Source organism: Opacimonas viscosa, assembly GCF_024199005.1.
GTDB classification, from domain to species: Bacteria; Pseudomonadota; Gammaproteobacteria; order Enterobacterales; family Alteromonadaceae; genus Opacimonas; species Opacimonas viscosa.
The window spans coordinates 138,472-155,229 of sequence record NZ_JANATA010000001.1 but is presented as its reverse complement, the minus strand read 5'-3'; the positions used below and the strand labels follow the sequence as shown (position 1 = coordinate 155,229).

The following is a 16,758-nucleotide window of genomic DNA, read 5'->3' as shown; positions in this document are numbered from 1 at the left end:
GATGAAAAATCCACATGAGTTAATTGAAAAGAATGTTGGTTTATTAACAATCCTGGTTCTTTTCGCGATTGCTTTAGGAGCGATGGCGCAGATTACTCCATTGATGTTCCAACAGCAGACGATGGAGCCAGTCAAGAACTTACGCCCATATACAGCGTTAGAAATGGAAGGTCGTGACATTTATATACGTGAAGGTTGTGTTGGTTGCCACTCGCAAATGATTCGCCCTTTCCGTGCAGAAACTGAACGTTACGGTCACTACTCTGTTGCTGGAGAGTCTGTTTGGGAACACCCGTTCTTGTGGGGTTCTAAGCGTACTGGTCCAGATTTAGCTAGAGTCGGCGGTCGCTACTCTGATGAGTGGCACCGTGTACATTTGATTAATCCACGAAACGTGGTACCAGAATCAAACATGCCTGGTTACCCTTGGTTAGCAGAAAATGTTTTAGACGGCGAATTAACGGCTAAAAAACTGGCTGTATTCCAAGATTTTGGTGTGCCTTATACAGATGAAGATATTGCTAACGCTAAAGCAGAAGTTGCAGGTAAAACTGAAATGGAAGCTCTAATTGCTTATCTACAATCACTTGGGACTCATTTACAGTAATGGACCAGGGAATTATCGGCAGTATATTTACTGTAATCGTCTTTGTTGCTTTTATCGGCGTTGTTTATTGGGCTTTTACTAGTCGTAATAAAGAACGCTTTGATGAAGCAGCCAACTTGGTCTTTGCTGATGAAGAGAAAGACCAAACCAACAAAAAAAATCAGGAGTCTTAAACATGACTACGTTTTGGACAATATGGATATCGGTGATTACCTTAGGGTCAATTATTGGGTGTTTTTTCTTATTGCGCTGGGCACTTGCCAACAAAACAGGTGTTAAAGAAGGTGAATCAATGGGCCATGAATTTGATGGCATCATTGAAATTAACAACCAACTGCCGCGCTGGTGGACTATTTTATTTTATATCACCATCGTCTGGGGCTTTATCTATTTAGCCTTATATCCAGGCTTAGGTGCTTATAAAGGCCTATTAGGTTGGCAGAGTTCCAACCAAACTGTGACCTCTTTAGCTGAGTCTGAAGCTTCCTTAAAAGCTTCGTTAGAAAATGGTTCAATGATTCAATATGATCGTGAAATCAAATTTGCGAATGAACAGTTTGACCCTATTTTTGAAGCTTATGCTCAAATTCCCGTGGAAGACTTAGCGACTAACCCTGAACATGCAGATGCCGTAAAAGTTGGCCAGCGTCTATTTTTACAAAACTGCGCCCAATGTCACGGTTCTGATGCACGTGGTCAAAATGGTGGCTTCCCTAACCTAACAGATGATGATTGGTTGTACGGCGGTTCTGGTGCGAAAATCAAAGAAACTTTACATTTAGGTAGAAATGCATTGATGCCTGCTTGGTTGGATGCATTCGGTGAACAAGGCATTGAAGAAGTTGTTGCATATACACTGAGTCTATCAGGACGCAAAGTTGACCCAGTTTTGGCTGATGCAGGTAAATCTCGCTTTATGGCTTGTGCGGCTTGTCACGGCGCTGATGGTAAAGGCAACCAAATGATCGGTGCTCCTAACTTAACGGACACTGTTTGGTTATATGGTGGCAGTAAACGTTCAGTTACAGAAACCTTAACTTATGGTCGAAATGGTGTTATGCCAGCCTTTGATAAAACGCTAGGCAGCGATAAGATACATGTTGTCGCCGCTTACGTGTATAGCTTATCTAATAAATAAGCGAACATAGCTCCAAGAGCCTCGTGTGTACGGGGCTTTTTTTTGAGTCGTATTTATCACTATAGCGCAATAAGCTGTTATAATGATTCGTCATTTTATGGAACCTAATTATGCCCCATCCTTCTCCTCGTGAAGATACCAAACCTTGGTACAAACATTTTTGGCCATGGTTTCTAATTTGTGTACCATTGACCTCAATGTTTTTTACCGCCAATTTTGTGCGCTTTGCTGTGACGACCGAAGACAGTTTAGTTATTGATGACTATTACAAAGAAGGACGTGGTATTAATGCGCGTCTGGATAAAATTGAACGAGCTAAACGACTTTCTATCACGTCTGAATTATTCGTGACCGATGGTACTGTTGAACTGAAATTTCTCAGTGGCCAACCCGAATCTGGCTCTGCACTTGAACTGGCTTTTTTCCATGTGACCCAACAGACCAAAGATTTTACTATTTTGTTAACAAAAGATGCATCAGGAACGTATCGAGGCACTTTTGAACAAGATATTGATGGCAAATGGCGCGTAACATTGATGCCATTGGACCAAGTTTGGAAAATTCAACAAAAAGTCTCTCTACCAAGACGCAGTGCGTTTACATTTAATCCATAGGTGAACTTTGTCGACTTGTTTTCATTGTGGCCTTGATAACCCCAAAGATACTCCATATTCAGTGGTTATTTTTGAGCAACCAGAACCGATGTGTTGTCCTGGTTGTGCAGCCGTAGCTCAGTCTATCGTCGATAACCAACTTACTGATTTTTACCGTTTTCGTACAGAAAAGTCTCTGACAGCGCCATCAATCGAAGAACAAGCAGATATTTTGGCACAGTTATCACTCTACGATGAGCCAGAATTACAAGAGGATTTTGTAACCAGCACTGACGCTTTCCAAGAAGTTCAGCTCACGCTAGAAGGTATAACTTGCGCGGCTTGTGGATGGCTAATCGAACGTCACCTTGCGAAAGCACCTGGTATATTGCAAAACGCAGTCAATGTCAGTGCTGCTAGAGCCGTCATAAAATGGGACCCAAACATCACAACATTAGCCACTATTATGGCTGATCTTAAACATATTGGATATTCAGCATACCCCTTTTCACCGGAACAAGAAGAACTCTCCTACCAAAAAACACATAAACGTTTCATTAAACAATTAGGCCTTGCGGGTATCATGACTATGCAGGTAATGATGCTGTCTATGGGATTTTATTTTGATTGGTTGGGGAATATTGACGAGGATATGCGTTCTTACTTTCAATGGATCAGTTTAGTGCTAACAACACCTGTTGTTTTTTATTCAGGTTCTATTTTCTATCTTGGCGCATTAAAGGCTCTCATGTTACGCGGAGTAAACATGGACGTGCCAGTATCACTGGCAATTCTAGGAACCTATATTGCAGGAATCAAAGCCACGGTGTTGGGCACCGGTGAAGTCTTCTTTGAATCTATCTGTATGTTCGTTTTTTTCCTGCTTACCAGTCGTTTCTTAGAACATAGAGCGCGTTATCGAGCGACAGAAATAGCATCGAATACAATGCAATATATGCCCGTCTCTGCAACGTTATACCAAGCGGGTAAAACCAAGCTTATTCTGGCCAAAAAGTTAACGATTGACGATATCGTACAAGTAAAACCAGGCGAAGTTATCCCTATCGATGGGATCATTATTACTGGAGATACGCAAATCGAAGAGTCGATGCTCAGCGGAGAATTTCTTCCTGTTGATAAAGGTATAGGCGATATCGTTTATGGGGGCACTATAAACCAATCACAAACAATAACGGTTAAAGTCACTAAATCGCCCAAAGATGCACTGGTCAATCAAATTCTTAACTTGCAAGCACAAGCAATGCAACAAAAACCATCCATTGCATTGATGGCAGATAAACTCTCCCAATATTTTGTGTTAGCGGTACTAACCATTTCTTTATCCACCTTTTTTATTTGGCAATCCTTGGGAAATCCTGATGCATTTTGGATTATGATTACAATTCTCATTGCCACGTGCCCTTGTGCGCTAGGTTTAGCGACACCGAGTGCTCTCACATCCGCAATGGCGAATTTACAAAAACAAGGGGTTCTGTTAAAGAGGGCTGATGTTTTAGAAGAAATGACCGAACTCACACATATATTTTTTGACAAGACCGGCACCCTAACAGAAGGTTTATTTTCCATTAAAAAGGCTTGGATTGGGGATGATAGTGCAAAAGATGTATTTGAATCTGCAGCGTATAAAATCGCCTGTAGTCTAGAAAACGGTTCAGAGCACCCCATAGCACATGCGTTTAAAAAAGAGGATTTATATCCTGTCGAAAACCTAGAAAACCATCCACAAATGGGCTTATCTGGAACGATTAACGGTACCAAATACTATTGTGGTAAACCCGCATTCTTACCATGTATCATCCCTGATAAGTATTTAGGTGCCCATGTGTTATTGGGTACAGAAACCACACTATTGGCCGCATTTTGGCTTGATGATCAGCTCAAAGGTGACTCGTTTAGCACTGTTGTAGAATTAAATGAGCATTACACCTTAGGCGTGATCAGTGGCGATACTGAAAAAAATGTTAACGCCTTGGTAAATGACCTGTCCTTACAAGAAATCCATACCCAAGCATCTCCTGCTGATAAACTCGCTATTATCGCGAAGCATCAACGCATAGGACATAAAGTCATGATGCTAGGTGATGGGATCAATGACGCCCCAGTGCTTGCCCAAGCCAATATATCGGTTGCTGTAGGCAATGCTTCAGATTTAGCAAAGCACGCAACAGATATTATTTTCTTAAATGCGTCTATCCAGCCGGTACCTAAAATGTTGGAGTTGGCACAGCAAACAAAACGTACAATTAAACAAAATTTCTGGTGGGCTATTGGCTATAACATTTCTGTATTACCCTTTGCTATAATGGGCATGATGACACCTTGGATGGCCGCACTTGGGATGTCTTTAAGTTCGATTATTGTCGTGTATAATTCCTCTCGTTTATTACGTGAAACTGGTGTGCGTACTGATTACGCAAACCTAAAAGCACAACATAATATTAAGTGACAAAAAACAGTACTAATCATGCAAATATTCTTCAATATCAACCCAAATGAAAACAGGTTATATTGTTAATCATCCAACCAATAAGAGTCAGTAATGAGTATCATCTACGTATTAATTCCCTTAGCTATTTTGATCGTAGCACTTGCTGTAGTGATATTTTTTTGGGCTGTCAAAAACAATCAATTCGATGATCTAGAAAGACAAGGTCATAGTATCTTATTTGATGATGATATAGCGCCCAAAACCACTAGTATTGACAATAGTCCAACTCCCAAAGACAAAATGTCAGTCCCTAGCCCACAACAGAACGAGTCAAAGCGTGACTGAATATGGCTTTTACCTTACCGCATTCTTAATCGGTTTAGGTGGCAGCGTACACTGTTTAGGTATGTGTGGAGGGATTGCAGGCAGCCTGCTATTTAGTGCCACACCCAATGTAGGTCGAACTCAACTCCTATTGTCGTACAACTTTGGTCGCATATTTAGTTATTCGCTCATGGGCTTAATACTGGGCTTTGTATCAGAAAAATGGTTATTGCAAATTCAAGAAAGTCTCGTTTATCTACGCTATCTTGGTGCAATGATGTTGTTGTTGATGGGGTTATATATCAGTCAAATTTGGCAAGGTTTACGGCATTTTGAAAAACTCTTCATGCCATTCTTTACACCTTTAAAAATACTCTCAAAACGCTTCCTTCCTCTCACAAATCCCTTGAAGGCGATACCTTACGGAATGTTGTGGGGCTGGTTACCCTGTGGTTTGATTTACTCCACTCTAGCCTGGAGCATGAGTGCAGGCTCAGCTATACACAGTGCCTTAACCATGTGTTTTTTTGGCCTAGGCACACTACCGGGTCTCATCGCTATTAGCTTAACCACCGACACTCTTAAAAATCTATTGCGTCACCCATTAACCAAAAAAGTAGTTGGTTTTTTCGTATTTACGTATGGGATAGTGTTGCTATACTTAACGTGATAACTCTTACATAGAATGAACTAACAATGAAAAAAACGGAACTTTCCATTCACTGTCAATCGTGCAGTTTCAGTCACTTATGCTTACCAGTAAGTTTAAATCAGGATGAATTAGACTCTCTAGATAATATTATCGAACGTAAAACACCATTACACAAACACGATATTTTGGTAAATAAAGGGGATAAATTTCGCTCTTTATTTGCGGTTCGTTCTGGCTCATTCAAATCAGCAATTCACACCGAAGACGGCCAAGAACAAATTGTTTCTTTTCACCTTCCTGGTGATTTAATCGGATTTGATGGTTTATATTCAAAGCGCTATGGCTCCACTACAACTGCGTTAGAAACGGGTATGGTTTGTGAATTACCTTATGAAAACCTTGAGGAAATGTCGGCTCTCTACCCTAATGTAAAACAACAAATCATGATCCACATGAGTGGAGAAATTCAACAAGATCAAGAAATGATTATGTTATTAAACAAGCGCACAGCAGAACAAAAACTTCTGCATTTTCTATCATTTCTAGCTCAACGTTTTGGGGAAAGAGGTTTTTCAAAAAAAGAGTTCAACCTTTCTATGACCCGTAATGAAATTGGCAACTACTTAGGGCTGACAGTAGAAACGATTAGTCGCTTATTAACCCGTTTCCAAAAGGAAAACCTCATCAAAGTGGATGGCAAGTTAATTACGATTATTGAATCCAACAAAATTGTAGCAAAAGCAAACAACCTTGAAGAATCGTTGATATAAAGTTGGATTTAGATCAATCATTGGTCTAAATTTGAACAAACAATCCATAAAATTGTCATTTTTATAGTACAATAAAAATGTACGAAGCTATTCAAGGCTTTATAAACGGATTTTTATGGAGTAGTTATGATAAACATAGAGTCAATCATCGTGGTTATCGAACCCGAACAAACGCAACAACCTGCGCTCCAACGTGGGATTGATCTTGCGCTAAAAACTAATGCAAAATTGATGATTATGCTTTCTGTTTATCATGCAGGCTATGATTTAACGGCCATGCTCTCCAGTGCTGAACGAGAAGAATTCCGTGCAGAATATATCTCTGATCGATACAGCTGGATGGAAGAACTCCTTGAGCAATACACACTACCAGAAGGTACTTTAACTGCTGTACATTGGCACAACAAAGTCTATGAATCAGTAGTGCAGACAGCCTTGGAAGAAAATGCAGACCTTATAATTAAGTCAACCAAACACGATCCTGTTGTCACAAGCCCTGTCTTCACTCCCTTAGATTGGAATTTGATTCGTAAATCCCCTATTCCTGTTCTGATGGTAAGTACACATAACAAGACGTCTTATTCCAATATTGTTACTGCAGTGAACACGGGTGATGAAGATAGAGTGCATTCTCAACTCAACGAGAAATTAACAGGTTGTGCGGGTGATTTTGCACGATTATTCAACTCTGACGTGCATTTAGTGAATGCGTATCCGCCATCGCCAAAACCGATGTCTTTGTCGACACCTTCATTTTCTTACACTAATCTGGACCAAGCAATCAAGAATCATCACAACCAAGCATTAAATATGTTTGGTGAAAGACATCGTATTAAAATTGCAAATCGCTATGTGAAAGAAGGTTTACCAGAAGAGGTTATTGCCAAAATAATCCAATCAACGGATGCTCAGTTGCTCGTTATTGGTTCGGTGGGTCGCATAGGTAAAACTACCGAAACTATGGGTAATACAGCAGAAATCGTCTTAAATAATATCAAATGTGATGTTTTAACGATTAAACCTGACGGATTTATTCCCCCCTTACAGTAATCTGTTTATAATATGGTTTGTTAAATCAGATAAGCCATATTATGAATCACACTGACAAAAACCAGTTAGCTGCACAAAAACTCACAAAAAAACTCCAAAAAGAAACAGGTAAGGCTGTCGTTGATTTCAATATGATCGAACATAACGACAAGGTTATGGTGTGCTTATCTGGTGGTAAAGACTCTTATACGCTCCTAGACATGTTGTTACACTTACAAAAAGTGGCGCCGATTTCTTTTAGTATCGTAGCGGTTAATTTGGATCAAAAGCAGCCAGGCTTCCCTGAACATGTCTTACCTGAATACCTGTTGCAAAAGGGTATTGATTTTAAAATTGTGGAAGAAGATACCTATAGCATTGTGACGGATAAAGTCCCCGAAGGTAAAACGACTTGTGGCCTTTGTTCCAGATTACGTCGGGCTATTCTATACAAAACTGCAAAAGAATTAGGCGCGACCAAGATAGCGTTGGGCCACCATCGAGATGATATGCTCGAAACACTGATGTTGAATATGTTCTATGGCGGTAAGTTAAAAGCGATGCCTCCAAAATTAATCAGTGATAATGGTGAACATATTGTGATTCGACCGCTGGCTTATTGTCACGAAGCGGATATTGCGAAATATGCACAAAATGTCGGACATCCAATCATTCCCTGTAATCTGTGTGGTTCCCAAGAAAACTTACAGCGACAAAACATAAAGATGCTACTCCAAGACTGGGAACAACGTTTCCCTGGTAGGATCCAATCTATGGCAACCGCTCTACAAAATGTCGTCCCCTCACATTTAGCTGATTCAGAAATTTATAACTTTGCCGATTTAAAGGTAACAGGTCAACCAAACTCACAAGGTGATATTGCTTTTGATCCGTTCACACCGACGATGCATTCGAATCCGGATGATCACACTACAGAAGTGCAAACAATACAATTGGGTAATGAATGAAAATAGGCTTAGCGTTAGGCGCTGGTGCTGCGAGAGGATGGGCACATATAGGCATTATTGAAGCCCTTGAAGAACTGGGATTGGAAATTTCAGTTATTTCTGGGTGTTCTATCGGTGCATTTGTCGGCTCAGCTTATGCCAGTGGTAAATTACCGGAACTAAAAGAATGGGCGTTTTCCTTGTCTGAATGGCAGGTTCTATCATTATTAGGTGTGGGTGTAAATAAAGGTGGCCTAGCCAGCGGTGATAAAGTTTTTCTCAAACATAGTAAAGAGTTTTGTGCCCCTACTTTTGAACAAATGAAGAAGCCATTTGCTTTAACGGCGACTGATTTGTCTACAGGACGTGAAAAAATATTTAATCAAGGGAATGTTGACCAGTCCATCCGTGCATCTTGTGCTATTCCAGCTCTCTTTCCACCGGTGGCTTTTGAGGACAGATGGTTAGTAGATGGCGCAGTCGTAAATCCAGTTCCCGTCAATATATGCAAGCAGTTAGGGGCTGATTTTGTTATTGCAGTGAACTTAAGTGCTGATTTTAGACCCGAGATGCTAGACAACCATAATAAAGAGCATTTAGCTGTTCAACAAAAAACTGATGATATATTTGCCCGCAGTCAATCTATGTTTCGTTCATGGTTTTCGGCTGAAGATAAAGAGAGCAATACTCCTCCCGGGATAATGACTGTAATGAGTACGTCTTTGGATATTATGCAAGCTAGAGTAACCCGTTCTCGTCTTGCTGGTGAACCACCGCATGTTCTTATCGAACCGCATTTACGCGATGTGAGTCTCCTGGACTTTCATCGTGCTGAAGAAATGTATACGGCTGGAAGAGAGGCAGTGAACCGCCTAAGTGAACAAATTCTTTATCAATTTAATTATATAAAGAAATTATAAATCGCTTCATTTTGCAGTTAGAGCGGTTATGCGTAACGGCTTAACAGGAAGATTTAATTGTTTCAGCTGAGCTAGCTGCGGTTTCTTAATTCTTAACATACCTTGCTCTATACGTAAGTCATTATTGATCACAATATCCAGATTCGGATCTGAAAACTGGAAATTAATCCCTTCAACACTTGGCATCATAAAAGACATAAAACTGCCCATGGCATTAAAAAACGCTGAATATTGCTGATATATGTTATTAAGTTCCGAAGTGTTATACGTTGTTTTCAAAAGTGCTTTAGTAGTTTCTAGTTGTACACTCATATCGCATTGATTGGCATTTTCAGCCAAATCAATCCGGATCTTAGCTTCAGCTAACTTCAGGGCCTTTTCTGTCGGTACGGTAAATCGATATTCAGGGCTAACATTCAAGGGTAACGTCACTTTTTGTGTCACTACCTCAGCGGAATGAACGGTACATAACACGCCAGGTTTGCGCACGTTGATAAAGCCAAAAGCAAATTGTAGATCTTGGGTATCTTCGTTATTTAACTTTTTGGTATGACTATAAAAACGTTTGTACTCCACTTCTAGAGTTTCCGCCAGTGTAACGTGACTTGTCCCTACCATGACAATAGTCGCAAGCGTTAAAAAATACGGTAATAATTTCATAATAAATCCTTATTTACGCGCAGCATAGCGTGTAATTCTTCTATATATGCATCTCCTCGTTGGGAGTATGCGCGTAAACCATTAATCATGGCATAGGCTAAATCAAAATCATCTAGAGTAATATTTTGAGTACGTATATCGCGCATCGCCTCATAAGCATTGTTGCGATTTAGATTGCGCATATAGGCATACATTGCTTCTGGGAGTGACGCAAACTTGGCCACTTCATGAGAAGCGTCAGCGTCTCTGGCTGCAGGAACAAAACCGCATCCTTTTTGATAACACCAAAGGCCAAAGAAGTTGTAGCCCTGAACGGCAAAGCGTGACATCCCCCAACCTGATTCATTGGCAGTCTGGACTTGAACTAAACTGACAGGAATAACATTAATTTTAGCAAGCAGCTGTTCACGCTGTGCTATAAACGTCTTGGCTTTGACCCGATACTCTTGTAATAAAAAAGACCATGCAGCAATGATGTCTGCATTTTGGTTTTGCAGGTTTTGTATATTTTTCATCTGATCCAGAACAAACTGCCTCTGCAGTGCAATAACGGCATTGATATCCATCGCAGTAGTTTTAATGTACTTAAAGTAGAGTTTTTTCTTGGTTTTTACATCTACGATGGCTGCAAAATCAGGGATAGGCTCAACTACCTGAAAGGTTGGTTGCAAATTTATAGCCCCCTCAGCTAAGGACAAGTTGAACTCACTTATATCATGATGAATGATTTGTTTTTCAATCTGCTGAATGAGTTCAGGGCTCAGTGGTTGTACTGATGATTGTGTAGTAATGCTAGGATGTCCTATTACAGCTTTTGTTACTGGGACTTCCGTTGGTAAACCCTCAGCTTTTTTGTAATGCTGCACAACGGGATATACCGCCAAATAAGCAAACAATATGATGAGGAATAGTTTCATTAGTTTAAGCGGCAAAAGTTGCGTCATCCTTACGCTCTTCTAGAGTGTCAATATCATCTTTATCGGACATCCCAAACAAAGCAATATAGATTTTGCCCTTTAAAATGTAATACATGGGTAAGATGTAAATGAGTAGAATGCCAAATGTAGCAATCCCTAAAAATAGACCACCTAAAAACAACAAATTAAACAATGCCATTTGCGAAAAATAGTTATTGACTACACGTATAGACAAATACACAGCTGCAAGGGGTTTCATTCTCTTTTCGGCTATCAATGGTAAAACAAACATAGTGGCGATAAGTAAGTATATCCCTGGTACGACTAACAGTACCATGCCAACACTGATCCACATGCTCAAAAACACCGAAGTTAACCCTAAAACAAAAATGCGCGGGAAATAAGCCAAAATATCTAACGGTTGTAAGGATTTATTATTTGCTCCACGAACGCCCATCATCAACAAACCGGTAAAGAGTGGTGCTAGAGCAAAAGAAAAGAAAATCTCTAATTTTAACTGCAAGGATTGCTCAATCGCAAAGGGGTCAGTGATTTCAAAAAAAGATAACACAATCATCCCCAGTACTGACATTCCCAAAAACACCAGTAACAGTGCTCCCACAAAAACAGGTATTTTGCCCAGTACTAAAGGGTGGCTCTCTTTGAGGAGTGATAAAACATCTATTTGAGTCGTTTTCGCCAGGGCTGCTTTGATGGCTTGAGTATTGGGAGTATGTTGCTTGAACGATTGCATAATTTCTATTATTTGACCTTTTCGTCATTATCTACCAGTTAACGACCAAACTCAATGCTATCACGATTAATATGCCACCCATGAACCTGTCTATCCAATGAGCATAACTTTGTATTTTTCGTTGCACGATAGGGTGTGTTAACAAAACACTTAACATGCAAAACCACAAGCCTGTAGCGGTAGCCAAATAAATACCATAAAGTGATTTCATCATAAGGGGTGTAGATGGCTCAATTACGACAGTGAACAAGGAAAGAAAAAACAATGATGCCTTTGGGTTGAGACCATTGGTGATAAAACCCAGTTTAAACCCTGCCGCTGCAGACATGGTGGTTGACTCGTTTGAGGCTGGCCCTTGTAGTGAAACATTCTCGGACTGTTTGCTTGCCTGTATGGCGTTAATACCAATGTAAAGCAGATAAACAGCACAGCACCACAATAATACTTGGTACAACCAAGGGGTCGTCTTGAACAGAATATTAATACCTAGTAAGGAATAAATCACATGAATTAGGATCCCTACCCCGATCCCAATACTCGTATATATAGCAATTCGACGCGGTTGCGTTAATGCCACTTTTAATACGACAGCGAAATCAGGCCCAGGACTAGCAACTGCTAATAAATGCACTAACGCTATCGTAGTAAATTCTAACCAAACATTTGTCATAGTGAACGTTCATTAGCAACAGAGGAACTGGTACTTACGGGACGGGCTAATTTGCCATGTCTGTTTTTCGCAATCACCATATAAATCGTTGGTAACACCAATAACGTAAACAAAGTGCCTAACAACATACCTGCCACCAGTATAATCCCAATACTATTACGGGACTCAGCACCGGCACCGGTCACTAAAATCAAAGGGAAATGCCCCAATACTGTCGCGGCTGTGGTCATCAAGACCGGACGCAAACGAGTTTTGGCAGCCGCCTCAATCGCTGCTAATTTTTGGTAACCTTGTTCTTGCATATGTTTAGCAAACTCGACGATAAGAATACCATTTTTTGCTACTAACCCTACCAAGGTAATAAAGCCGACCTGAGAATATATATTGATTGTTGTGAAGTCTAAAAATGCAAACAACAAGGCTCCAGATAGTGCTAAAGGAACTGAACCAAGTAACACAACAAGGGGATCCCTAAACGAGTTAAACTGGATAGCCAATAATAAAAACACAAATATTAGAGCGATGAACAACACTTCTTCTAGTGAGTTTCCGTCTCGACGTATTTCTCTAGACTCACCCGCATAGTCCATATTATAACTGCTAGGAATAATCTCTTTGGTAATTTGTTCAAGCCTTGCTAAACCCGCTTCCTTAGTAATATCTGGCCGCGGACCCGCAAAAATTCTGAAGGCATTCTTTTGTTGAAATTTGGACAACACTCGAGGTCCAACTTCCATGTTTATATCAGCAATATCAGAGAAGGTAATCCAATCTTGGTTAGGGGTGAGTAACGGCATATTCAAGATAGCATATAGTGATTGTCGTGCCTCAGGCTCTACCATAGGGATAACGCGATAAGCTTTACCTAACAGGTCAAAACGATTAACGAAATTGCCAGACAGTAAAACACTAAGCTGATGAGAAACACTGCTAAGATCCATTGCTAAATCAGCGATTTTTTCTTTGTTCAACAATATCCGAGCCATCGGTAAATCAATTTTCAAATCAGAGTCTACAAATAAAAACTCTCCAGTAGCCCGCGCGTTTTCTAGGATTTTTTCAAGATATGGCTGCATAACGGCATGCGATTGTGTACTCATAACGACTAACTCCACACCAAAATTACCAGCTGTAGGTAGCGCAGAATCCAACACCGGAAAGGCTTTTACACCTGGTACCGTATTAAGAGAGAAAAATGCATCCCAATAAAGGTCTTGAATGTGTTGGTCTCGTTGCTCTGGTTCTACAAAATCCATACCACCGAAGGTTGCACCGGGGTTGACCAGTTGCCACATAAAAACACTTCCCGGTAGAGCAAACATTGTATCTACAACGTCATTCATTTGCTTTTCACTGTACTCTAAAGAAGCTTCTGGCGGTGCTTCTACGATAACAGATATGCTGGATTGGTCTTCGGTGGGTGCCAATTCTTTTAATGCAATGAGATAAAACGGTACAACTAATAGCGACAGAAATACAGCCATAAAAATGATTTGACGTTGCCAGCCCAAAGACCATCGTAAATAACGACCATAGATTTCAGATAACGATCCAAAAAAAGCATTGATACGTTGCGTTAATCGCCCTTCTTTCCCTTCTTCGGCATTGGCATAAGCACTCATGATCGGTGAAAGTGTCAGTGCGACTATTCCTGAAAGCAGAACAGCAATGGCCAACGTAAAAGCAAACTCTTTAAATAATGCACCGGTTAAACCACCTAGTAATCCGATTGGGGCATACACTGCAGCGAGTGTGATTGTCATAGTGATGATAGGGGTTAAAAGCTGTCTTGAGCTGATTAAAGCCGCATCAATCCGACTCATACCATTACGCATATGGCGTCCCACATTTTCCACAACAACGATGGCGTCATCTACCACTAAACCAACTGATAACACGATGGCTAGAACCGTTAGCAGATTCAGTGTAAACCCCATAGCATAAATCGCGGCAATCGCCCCTAGAATGGAAATTGGGATCGTTATCAAAGGAACGAGTGCTGTTCTTAATGACCCCATCATAATAAGTACTACTAGCCCCACCAAGATAATCGTTTCGACTAGGGTGAGAAAAATCTCTTGTAAGGCACTACGCATATAAATGGTGCCATCATAACCATCAGAAATAGACATACCTGCAGGTAATACTGTGTTGAGTTGTGCGACCCGTTGATAGAGTTCGTCACCGATAGCAAGCTCATTAGCTCCTGGAACAGGCCATACCGATAAATACAACACGGTATTCTTGTTCAAACGAGCAGATGACTCCCCTTCTTCTTCAGCTAACTCAATAATCGCAACATCACGGACTCGGATAAATGTATCCCCGCGTTGTTCAATAATTACATCTGAAAACTCCGATATCGTTTGTAAATTAGTATTCGTCATTAAGCTTAAACGACCACTTGCATTTTCTGTCTGGCCTAGCGTAGCCAATAAATTATTAGCTCGCAGCGCTTGCTGTACAGTGTCAGGAGAAATATTCAAAGATTGGAGTTTAGGCATGTCTAGCCAAATACGCATAGCTGGTGAACGGGCCCCCTCAATTCCCACTCTTTGTACATCAGGAATAGTGGATAAGACAGGAACAACTTGTCGCGTTAGATAATCCGTAGCTTCTGTACGAGTTATCCTGCCGTTGGACTCTGCAAAATTGACGGTTAAATAAAATACTGCAAAAGGACGATCTGCTCGTACAACTTGAATAGCCGGATCTTCTGCTGCTTCAGGTAATTCAAAGCGAATTTGGTCCAAACGAGCCGAAAGTTCAGCCAATGCTTTCGCACTATCCACATTGAGATTTAACCAAACTGTAACGCGACTCAAACCAGGCGTAGTAGCTGAATCAACATAATCAACACCAGGTATAGCACTTGCAGCACGTTCTATAGGATCAGTAATAAACCCTTGGACAACTTCAGCTGAAGCGCCGATATACGGCGTGGTGATCTGAATCGAAGCACTGGCAATTTGAGGAAATTGTAAAACAGGTATTTGCTGTAAAGAGCGTAAACCGATTAACAGAATAGCGAGTGATAACACAATCGCAATGACAGGTTTAGTGCTAAATACATCTAACCATGATGACTTTTGATAAGCAGAGATTTCTGAACTATTCATCGTTAGCAACCTTCACTAACAAATTCGGACTGAGTTTAAACGCCCCATCCGTAGCAACCAAGAGCGTTTGTGGTAAGTTATTCTCGACTATAATGTGATTTGTTTTTTGCTCCAACACATTCACATCAAAACGCTGTGCACGTGTTTGGCCACTATCATCTTCCACTACCCCATAAATATACGTACCAATGGGGTCATAGCGCAATGCAATCGACGGTAAACGAAGCGCTGTATGTTGTTGAGGGTTACTTAAAGAAATATTGACTTGCATATTCCCTTTAAATAAAGGCCCTTCAGTAATCGCATAACGATAAGTTAATTTTCGTGTCATTTTTGAAACTTGATTCGCACTAGATACTAATTTTACTGTGACTGACTGTTCATTAATGCTTAATTGCATGTCATCTGATAACCAAGAAGCCTTATCTAAAGGAATAGAAAAATCGACCCAATAACCAGCGTTTTCATTAAACAAACTGACTAATGGAGTCTGTGCTTGGATAAATTGTCCAACCGTTAATTCATGTAAACCAAGCTTCCCAGAAAAAGGAAAACGAATAGATTTTTTTTCGATTAAAGCACGTACTGCCGCGTATTCAGCTTCTGCAACAATTAATTCTGCATTAGCAATGTCCAAGGCTTGTTGGCCTGTAGCATTTTGTTGAAATAATTGAGTTGCCCTTTGTACATTAATTTTTGCTAACGCAATTTTTGCCTCTATCGCAGCTAATTGAGATTCTTCTTGGGATGAGGAAAGTGTAATAAATGTTGTCTGTGCCTTCACTTGTTCACCTGAAACAGCATTTACTTCGGTTATTACACCTGAAAACTCAGACATTAATGTAACTTCTTGAGTAGGTTTAACCAAACCTGAGACTTGATAAGTTGCTTGCCAATTAACGGGTGTCAGCGGGCTTACGTTGACTGTTTCACTTGGTTCAGGAAATGATTCGCCGAATGCAATAGCGGCTTGGATTTGGGTAAACTTAATAAAACCGAGGGCGATTAGAAGAGCAAAAGAAATAAATAGTGTGATAAGCCACTTTTTGACTTGCATAGACATTTCCAAAAAAATAAATAGTAGACCAACATTATACATTGAATGTAGCAAATTAGATTCATGTAAAACGAAACTTAAACAGAAAATGCGATACAAACCAAAGGATTAATAACAAACTTCAATACAGGAGGTAAACAATCATGTGAGAT

17 protein-coding genes are annotated in these 16,758 nt (G+C 40.4%); 11 read left to right on the top strand and 6 right to left on the bottom strand.

Translation table 11 applies throughout. The features are described 5' to 3' along the window. Window position 1 precedes the first annotated feature (1 nt). The 11 genes from ccoO (at window position 2) to rssA (ending at window position 9,429) form a co-directional block, all read left to right on the top strand. The gene (gene ccoO / locus NLF92_RS00740) at window positions 2-607 is read left to right on the top strand and encodes a cytochrome-c oxidase, cbb3-type subunit II (RefSeq protein ID WP_254098309.1); all 606 of its coding nucleotides are present in this window, start codon (window positions 2-4) and stop codon (window positions 605-607) included. After that, window positions 607-780, top strand: coding sequence for a cbb3-type cytochrome oxidase subunit 3 (locus NLF92_RS00735; RefSeq protein WP_254097845.1), 174 nt, complete (start codon window positions 607-609; stop codon window positions 778-780). Before ccoO ends, NLF92_RS00735 begins: the two co-directional genes overlap by 1 nt. 2 nt (window positions 781-782) lie before the next feature. After that, window positions 783-1,745: a cytochrome-c oxidase, cbb3-type subunit III gene (ccoP, locus tag NLF92_RS00730; RefSeq protein WP_254097843.1), complete on the top strand. Its 963-nt coding sequence runs from the start codon at window positions 783-785 to the stop codon at window positions 1,743-1,745. Window positions 1,746-1,855: 110 nt separating this feature from the next. Next, the gene (locus NLF92_RS00725; protein ID WP_254097841.1) at window positions 1,856-2,359 is read left to right on the top strand and encodes a FixH family protein; all 504 of its coding nucleotides are present in this window, start codon (window positions 1,856-1,858) and stop codon (window positions 2,357-2,359) included. Between the two features lie 7 nt (window positions 2,360-2,366). Continuing rightward, window positions 2,367-4,805, top strand: a complete 2,439-nt coding sequence (locus tag NLF92_RS00720) for a heavy metal translocating P-type ATPase (RefSeq protein ID WP_254097839.1) — start codon at window positions 2,367-2,369, stop codon at window positions 4,803-4,805. Window positions 4,806-4,898: 93 nt separating this feature from the next. Further along, entirely contained in the window at window positions 4,899-5,132 is a 234-nt protein-coding gene (ccoS, locus tag NLF92_RS00715; protein WP_254097837.1) for a cbb3-type cytochrome oxidase assembly protein CcoS, read from the top strand. Next, on the top strand, window positions 5,125-5,781 hold the full coding sequence (locus tag NLF92_RS00710; protein WP_254097835.1) for a sulfite exporter TauE/SafE family protein: 657 nt from the start codon (window positions 5,125-5,127) through the stop codon (window positions 5,779-5,781). Before ccoS ends, NLF92_RS00710 begins: the two co-directional genes overlap by 8 nt. A 26-nt stretch (window positions 5,782-5,807) precedes the next feature. After that, entirely contained in the window at window positions 5,808-6,533 is a 726-nt protein-coding gene (gene fnr, locus NLF92_RS00705; protein ID WP_254097833.1) for a fumarate/nitrate reduction transcriptional regulator Fnr, read from the top strand. A 126-nt stretch (window positions 6,534-6,659) separates the two neighbouring features. Continuing rightward, window positions 6,660-7,583: a universal stress protein UspE gene (gene uspE, locus NLF92_RS00700; RefSeq protein ID WP_254097831.1), complete on the top strand. Its 924-nt coding sequence runs from the start codon at window positions 6,660-6,662 to the stop codon at window positions 7,581-7,583. 41 nt (window positions 7,584-7,624) lie between these two features. Beyond that, the gene (gene ttcA / locus NLF92_RS00695) at window positions 7,625-8,530 is read left to right on the top strand and encodes a tRNA 2-thiocytidine(32) synthetase TtcA (RefSeq protein ID WP_254097829.1); all 906 of its coding nucleotides are present in this window, start codon (window positions 7,625-7,627) and stop codon (window positions 8,528-8,530) included. Further along, window positions 8,527-9,429: a patatin-like phospholipase RssA gene (gene rssA / locus NLF92_RS00690; protein WP_254097827.1), complete on the top strand. Its 903-nt coding sequence runs from the start codon at window positions 8,527-8,529 to the stop codon at window positions 9,427-9,429. Before ttcA ends, rssA begins: the two co-directional genes overlap by 4 nt. Window positions 9,430-9,435: 6 nt before the next feature. On the opposite strand, the gene NLF92_RS00685 is transcribed toward rssA, so the two are convergent. Genes NLF92_RS00685 through NLF92_RS00660 form a run of 6 tightly spaced genes read right to left on the bottom strand, consistent with a single transcriptional unit; the run spans window position 9,436 to window position 16,606 of the window. Further along, window positions 9,436-10,089 carry a DUF2987 domain-containing protein gene (locus NLF92_RS00685; RefSeq protein WP_254097825.1) on the bottom strand — a complete coding sequence of 218 codons (654 nt, stop codon included), beginning with the start codon at window positions 10,087-10,089 and terminating at the stop codon, window positions 9,436-9,438. Then, window positions 10,086-11,033 carry a glucosaminidase domain-containing protein gene (locus NLF92_RS00680; protein ID WP_254097823.1) on the bottom strand — a complete coding sequence of 316 codons (948 nt, stop codon included), beginning with the start codon at window positions 11,031-11,033 and terminating at the stop codon, window positions 10,086-10,088. The genes NLF92_RS00685 and NLF92_RS00680 overlap by 4 nt, the downstream gene beginning before the upstream one ends. Then, window positions 11,011-11,760: a hypothetical protein gene (locus tag NLF92_RS00675; RefSeq protein ID WP_254097821.1), complete on the bottom strand. Its 750-nt coding sequence runs from the start codon at window positions 11,758-11,760 to the stop codon at window positions 11,011-11,013. The genes NLF92_RS00680 and NLF92_RS00675 overlap by 23 nt, the downstream gene beginning before the upstream one ends. Before the next feature lie 31 nt (window positions 11,761-11,791). Then, the gene (locus tag NLF92_RS00670) at window positions 11,792-12,430 is read right to left on the bottom strand and encodes a LysE family translocator (RefSeq protein WP_254097819.1); all 639 of its coding nucleotides are present in this window, start codon (window positions 12,428-12,430) and stop codon (window positions 11,792-11,794) included. After that, on the bottom strand, window positions 12,427-15,549 hold the full coding sequence (locus NLF92_RS00665) for an efflux RND transporter permease subunit (RefSeq protein WP_254097817.1): 3,123 nt from the start codon (window positions 15,547-15,549) through the stop codon (window positions 12,427-12,429). The genes NLF92_RS00670 and NLF92_RS00665 overlap by 4 nt, the downstream gene beginning before the upstream one ends. Next, window positions 15,542-16,606, bottom strand: a complete 1,065-nt coding sequence (locus NLF92_RS00660) for an efflux RND transporter periplasmic adaptor subunit (RefSeq protein ID WP_254097815.1) — start codon at window positions 16,604-16,606, stop codon at window positions 15,542-15,544. Before NLF92_RS00660 ends, NLF92_RS00665 begins: the two co-directional genes overlap by 8 nt. Window positions 16,607-16,758: the final 152 nt, after the last annotated feature.

Excerpts from the sequence above, each read along its gene's own strand:
- ttcA (WP_254097829.1), top strand. The coding sequence starts at position 7,625 with ATGAATCACACTGACAAAAACCAGTTAGCTGCACAAAAACTCACAAAA.
- NLF92_RS00670 (WP_254097819.1), bottom strand. The coding sequence starts at position 12,430 with ATGACAAATGTTTGGTTAGAATTTACTACGATAGCGTTAGTGCATTTA.
- NLF92_RS00685 (WP_254097825.1), bottom strand. The coding sequence starts at position 10,089 with ATGAAATTATTACCGTATTTTTTAACGCTTGCGACTATTGTCATGGTA.
- NLF92_RS00675 (WP_254097821.1), bottom strand. The coding sequence starts at position 11,760 with ATGCAATCGTTCAAGCAACATACTCCCAATACTCAAGCCATCAAAGCA.
- NLF92_RS00660 (WP_254097815.1), bottom strand. The coding sequence starts at position 16,606 with ATGCAAGTCAAAAAGTGGCTTATCACACTATTTATTTCTTTTGCTCTT.
- NLF92_RS00735 (WP_254097845.1), top strand. The coding sequence starts at position 607 with ATGGACCAGGGAATTATCGGCAGTATATTTACTGTAATCGTCTTTGTT.
- NLF92_RS00680 (WP_254097823.1), bottom strand. The coding sequence starts at position 11,033 with ATGACGCAACTTTTGCCGCTTAAACTAATGAAACTATTCCTCATCATA.
- uspE (WP_254097831.1), top strand. The coding sequence starts at position 6,660 with ATGATAAACATAGAGTCAATCATCGTGGTTATCGAACCCGAACAAACG.
- ccoO (WP_254098309.1), top strand. The coding sequence starts at position 2 with ATGAAAAATCCACATGAGTTAATTGAAAAGAATGTTGGTTTATTAACA.
- rssA (WP_254097827.1), top strand. The coding sequence starts at position 8,527 with ATGAAAATAGGCTTAGCGTTAGGCGCTGGTGCTGCGAGAGGATGGGCA.
- ccoS (WP_254097837.1), top strand. The coding sequence starts at position 4,899 with ATGAGTATCATCTACGTATTAATTCCCTTAGCTATTTTGATCGTAGCA.
- NLF92_RS00665 (WP_254097817.1), bottom strand. The coding sequence starts at position 15,549 with ATGAATAGTTCAGAAATCTCTGCTTATCAAAAGTCATCATGGTTAGAT.
- ccoP (WP_254097843.1), top strand. The coding sequence starts at position 783 with ATGACTACGTTTTGGACAATATGGATATCGGTGATTACCTTAGGGTCA.
- NLF92_RS00725 (WP_254097841.1), top strand. The coding sequence starts at position 1,856 with ATGCCCCATCCTTCTCCTCGTGAAGATACCAAACCTTGGTACAAACAT.
- fnr (WP_254097833.1), top strand. The coding sequence starts at position 5,808 with ATGAAAAAAACGGAACTTTCCATTCACTGTCAATCGTGCAGTTTCAGT.